Here is a 297-nt window from a genome sequence, read left to right as displayed (position 1 = left end):
TATTCCTGACTTCGGCAATGCCGCACCGGGTACGCCAACCGGGCCGTTTATCATGCAGCCGGAAGGGATGGGACGCCTGTTTGCTATCAACAAAATGGCGGAAGGTCCGTTCCCGGAACACTACGAGCCGTTCGAGACGCCGCTGGGCTACAACCCGCTGTATCCGAAGGCCAAGGGCGTCACCAGCAACCCGGCGGCGCGCGTGTTCAAGGACGACCTGGCGGCGATGGGCACGGTGGACAAGTTCCCCTACGTGGCCACCACCTACCGCCTCACCGAGCACTTCCACTACTGGAC

General features: G+C 62.6%; 1 protein-coding gene. It reads left to right on the top strand.

The genetic code is table 11. The features are described 5' to 3' along the window. A partial coding sequence (locus R0J88_RS19455; protein WP_410900789.1) for a hypothetical protein occupies positions 1-297 on the top strand: 297 nt, incomplete at both ends.

Origin of the sequence: Pseudoalteromonas sp. SIMBA_162, from assembly GCF_046535955.1 — a bacterium.
GTDB lineage: Bacteria > Pseudomonadota > Gammaproteobacteria > Enterobacterales > Alteromonadaceae > Pseudoalteromonas > Pseudoalteromonas marina.
Note: the sequence above shows the minus strand (reverse complement) of the source record. Positions and strands in the feature narration are given on the sequence as shown.